4 protein-coding genes are annotated in these 4,528 nt (G+C 46.4%); 2 read left to right on the top strand and 2 right to left on the bottom strand.

All coding sequences use genetic code 11. The features are described from left to right. Positions 1 to 182: 182 nt before the first annotated feature. Both VIM72_RS23470 and VIM72_RS23475 read right to left on the bottom strand, forming a co-directional pair. On the bottom strand, positions 183 to 869 hold the full coding sequence (locus VIM72_RS23470) for a response regulator transcription factor (RefSeq protein ID WP_332005255.1): 687 nt from the start codon (positions 867 to 869) through the stop codon (positions 183 to 185). Continuing rightward, complete coding sequence (locus VIM72_RS23475; RefSeq protein ID WP_332005256.1) at positions 869 to 2,338, bottom strand: HAMP domain-containing sensor histidine kinase; 1,470 nt, start codon at positions 2,336 to 2,338, stop codon at positions 869 to 871. The genes VIM72_RS23470 and VIM72_RS23475 overlap by 1 nt, the downstream gene beginning before the upstream one ends. Positions 2,339 to 2,448: 110 nt before the next feature. Here VIM72_RS23475 and VIM72_RS23480 point away from each other — a divergent pair, with 110 nt between their 5' ends. Both VIM72_RS23480 and VIM72_RS23485 read left to right on the top strand, forming a co-directional pair. Continuing rightward, positions 2,449 to 3,618, top strand: a complete 1,170-nt coding sequence (locus tag VIM72_RS23480; protein WP_332005257.1) for a redoxin domain-containing protein — start codon at positions 2,449 to 2,451, stop codon at positions 3,616 to 3,618. A gap of 162 nt (positions 3,619 to 3,780) precedes the next feature. Next, positions 3,781 to 4,528: HmuY family protein (locus VIM72_RS23485; RefSeq protein ID WP_332005258.1), on the top strand; the 748-nt coding region annotated here is incomplete at its 3' end.

Below are 4,528 nucleotides of genomic sequence, written 5' to 3' on the forward strand. Positions count from 1 at the left end.
TCATGGACAAGGCTGTTCCTGAACTTTATTTTCGATCCCAGGCTCTCTCTGTACTCAAGGGTATTGCGGAAAGAGAAAGTGAAAATAGAAAAAGAGAAAGCCGCACCGTCGTTATAATCACGTCAATTAGGGATCAACTCCATCGAAAGGTATTTGATGTAATTCCGATTTCAAATGTTTAATCAGCAGGTCATCTTATACCCGATACCGCGAATGTTCAGGATAGCTACGCCGGGATCGCGCCTCAGGTGCTTGCGCAATTTTGTGATAAACACATCCATTGTCCGCGTATGAAAAAAGCTGTCATCACCCCAAAGTGTAATTAGTGCAGTCCTGCGTTCAAGAACCGCATTACGGTGTGTATACAGCAACTGCAGGAGTTGAGTTTCGCGATAGGATAAACGAATGTCCAATTCCTGGGGAAAATGTAAGAGCTGCTTTTCGGGGTCAAAGCGATACAGCCCGATTTGATGAGTTGAGCCTGACGGCATCGGCGCAACCGTATAACGCTTCAGCAGTTCAGCTATCCGCAGATAAAGTTCTTCCAGGCTGAAAGGTTTTTTTAGATAATCATTGCCGCCGCTTTGATAACCTTCGATCACATCCGGTGTTGCCGTGCGGGCCGTGAGAAATAGTACCGGCACGAGCGATCCCGCTGCCCTTATCTGCCGCACGAAGGTAAAGCCATCGGTATGAGGCAACATCACATCAACGATCAGCAATTGATAGTGGTTGTTCCGGAACAAGCTGTAAGCTTTACGACCATCGCTGGCGTGGGTAACCGCATAGTGCTGTTGTTCGAGGCTGTCCTTAACCACTTTGGCCAGGAAAGGTTCGTCCTCCACAAGTAAAATAGATTTCTTTTCCATTAGTTGAACGGAATTTGAATGGTGATGCGGGTGCCGGCTGGTTCATTGCCTGTAGCTGCAATGAGCCCTCCATGGGCCGACACCACCTGATGTACATAACTCAGGCCGAGCCCATAACCTTTTACATTGTGCCGGTTATCCTGGTGCACGCGGAAGAAGGGTTCCATGACCTTGCTCCGATACTCCGGCGGTATGCCTATGCCATTATCGGCTACAACGATCTGCGCCATGTCTCCGTTCAACCTGGTTTCAATAACAATAACAGGCGCTGCCTTCGCATACTTTAAGGCGTTATCGATCAGATTGTTCATTACGTTTCGCCATTTCAAACGGTCTCCGAATAGTTGAATTTCCGGAACAGCCGGCTCAAAACGGATCAGTGCCATAGCGCTTTCTGCCTGGGGGGCCAGGTCGCTGATCGCTTGTTCAATCGTTAGGTTCAGATCGAATGATGACCAGTTCGTTTGATCTTTTTGCACCTGCTCATTGGTTTCCAGGATCTGTGCAGTGAGTTCACTGAGCTTATCCGCCTGGTAACCGATAATATCCAGGTATTCTTTTTGCCGCTCCGGTTCATTTTTAAAAGCCCTGAGCGCTTCAGCAGTAATTTTGATGGAAGCAATGGGGGTATTCAGTTCATGGGTCATATTGCTCACAAATGCCTGCCTGAGTTTAGCCAGCTTTTCCTGGGAAAGGAGTGTTTGGGCGGTATAGACAAAGCAGGTAATGGTAATAGCGATCAACAGCAATGAACTTATCACCACCCATTTCATGGCTTTAAAAAAATAGCTGTTCGGGCTTTCCAGGCCTGCTGTAACCCAATTGTGTTGGTAGGGTTTGCGGAAATGAGTGTTCATCGGTTTAGTAAGAAAAAGGCCTGGCCGTTTTTGCGGATTCAGCACGAAAGCGCTCCTGATATTTTTATGCAGCAATTCTTCTTTAAAAATGGCGGACAAGCGTACCGGATCATACTGACTGTTATTGAACACTTTTTCCAGGCTATCGCCCAGCAGCTCTGTATAATTATAAACCATGCCTTTTTGCAGATCAGCTTTCAGCATGCGCTCACCAAAATGATGGATCATCATTGCTTTGGCCTGTGGTGTGATCTCGTTAAGCTTTTCCTTAAAGTCGGTTAATCCGAACGAAAATGCCCGTTTCTGATCTTCCGGAAAACGTGGGTGCTTATCGCGGATATGGAATACCGTATTCCCATAACGGTTTTTACTATCGGCAGTGATCGTAATGAGTGATGTATCTGCGAGCCAGGTTTCAAAACGCCTGACGATGCCGTCCTGCCGTTCGTTGATTTCGCGTGCCACCGCATTTTCCAGCGCGTTATTGCTATCATGATCGAAGTTCTTCACCGTCTGCCGGTAATTTTGAACGTTCCAGAATAGCTGCAGGCCGATGATCCCGCTTACGCAGAGCAACATCAGGATAAGGATCAGCAGGATATTTTTTTTCATTTAACAAAGCTATTTAACCAAATGAACAATACAGACCTGCGTTAACACTAATTAACTTTACTTAATCCTGGTTAACCCTGTTGTTACCGCATGCGGCTGATCTTTGAACTATGAGAAAGTTAATAATCCTTCTATTGCTGCTGACAACCAATCACCTCCCCGCACAAGTGAAGGTCGATATTGAATTTACCAACCTGTTAAATGCACCCGTTAAAAGTGCCAGGCTAAGTAGCCTGAAAGGCAAATTGGTCATACTGGACTTTTGGGCTACCTGGTGCGGCTCCTGCATCGAAGCCATGCCGCATTTAAAGGCGTTACAGGCTAAATACAGGAACAGCTTGCAGGTGATCGCCGTAGGCAATGAAACAGTTGAACGTACGATGCAATTTCTGCAATCGCGCCCTTCTAACCTTTGGTTTGCTGTCGATAGCGGGCGCAGCATAAGCGCCCTGTTTCCGCACCAAATGATCCCGCATGATATCCTGATCGGGAAAGACGGCCAGCCGCTTGCTGCCACCAGTCCTGAAAATATTACCGATGCGGTGATCGATAGCCTGCTGGCTGGCGCGAAAGTGCATCTGCCCGAAAAAAAGGACAACTTACTTAGTTATGAAGACCTGATCAAACAGAATTTCTATGCCGCCGACACGGTTATGTACCGTTTTAAGATCCAGGGCGAGATCAATGGTGGTCCGGGGCTCAGCCATACCTGGTTGGATCAACCTGCTTTCAGCGGAAGGCGGCTTACCTGTATTAACCTGCCGCTAACCACCTTGTATATGCTGGCCTACGGTGATTTTCCTTTCAGCCGTACCATCGACCAGGTGAAAGAAGGAAGAAACGCGCCGACGTATTGTGTTGACCTGATTGTGCCGCGGCCCGACAGCCTGCAAACCAGCCTTCGCAGGGAACTGGCGGCTCGCTTTGACCTGCAGGCCAAAGTTGAACCCATGACCAAAGAAGTACAGGTATTGCGCATCGTGGACTCTGCTAAATTCAAATCTATTCCACGAAACATTTCCGGCAAACGCACCTATATGGTGATGCACGGCGCTATCGACCAGCAGTCCATGACGATGTCCGATCTTGCGAAATGTCTGGAAAGTTATGGCACCGGCAAACTGACGGTTGACAAAACGGGCAACCGTGAAAAGTTAGATATTAAAATTAGCTGGCAGCCGGAAAATCCGCAAAGTTTATTGAATGTACTTTCGTCCATTGGACTTGGATTGACCAAAGAGGAACAAACTGTCGACATGCTGATTATATACAGGCGTTAAATTACAAAAAAGCGCATATGACCATATTAGCCGAATTGAGAAAAAACTAAGGTAAAATAGCTTTCTGACCTTTCTGCCGAAAAAAATCTTTCCAGGTAATCAGGAAACGATAGGAATAGTTAAAAATGCATTGTTATAAGGGCAAATCATAATCAGTAGATGATGTACAGAAAATTATTTTATTTATTTGCCTTCGTATTTATATTAAATGCCTGTTCCAAACATAAGGACGATAAGACCGCTGCGCCAGTGCCCGATCCACCTGTAAACACGCAGGGCGTACAGTTCAATACCAGTGAGCAATATACTAACAGCGATACCACCCTGTATCGTGTTACCGTGCAAACAAAAGACGCAGTTAACCGGAACCTGCCGATTAAAATCACCTACACCAGTAAGGGATACGTCTATTCAAAAAATTTTACCACCACGCCGGCCTCAGACAACGGGGTATTATTATTGACCATTCCTGCCGGTAATAAGTCAGTTTATTTCGATATCAAAATAGATCCCACTTACCTGCCCGATGGTGAAGATGAGATCCGCTTCAAACTTGATTCAGCAGGTACTGCTATGTCGTTAGGGAGTATCCGCGAACATACTATACATTCCCTGGGCTTTGTTGAAAAGTACATTGATATGAAAAGGGGCGATAACGGGAAGAACAGGGTCTTTATCAATTTTGAAAAGGTAACTGCCGTCGTTATTGATCGAAACAGTTGGGACCTTGGTTTCTATACCGGCCAGGAAGATCACCGGGTAATACTCAATTCCGCTACCGGTATGATGGCATTCAGGCTTAATAAGAATGATCTGAACAATGTTTCGGCCGCAGACACGGCTGGCCTTACCGGAGCACCCGCCACTTCCGGGAATACCGACAATCCAAACGGAGATCTTACAAAAACCG

Source organism: Chitinophaga sp., from assembly GCF_036569185.1.
In the GTDB taxonomy this organism is placed as follows: Bacteria; Bacteroidota; Bacteroidia; order Chitinophagales; family Chitinophagaceae; genus Chitinophaga.

Coding starts and splice junctions, on each gene's coding strand:
- VIM72_RS23480 (WP_332005257.1), top strand. CDS start 2,449: ATGAGAAAGTTAATAATCCTTCTATTGCTGCTGACAACCAATCACCTC.
- VIM72_RS23475 (WP_332005256.1), bottom strand. CDS start 2,338: ATGAAAAAAAATATCCTGCTGATCCTTATCCTGATGTTGCTCTGCGTA.
- VIM72_RS23470 (WP_332005255.1), bottom strand. CDS start 869: ATGGAAAAGAAATCTATTTTACTTGTGGAGGACGAACCTTTCCTGGCC.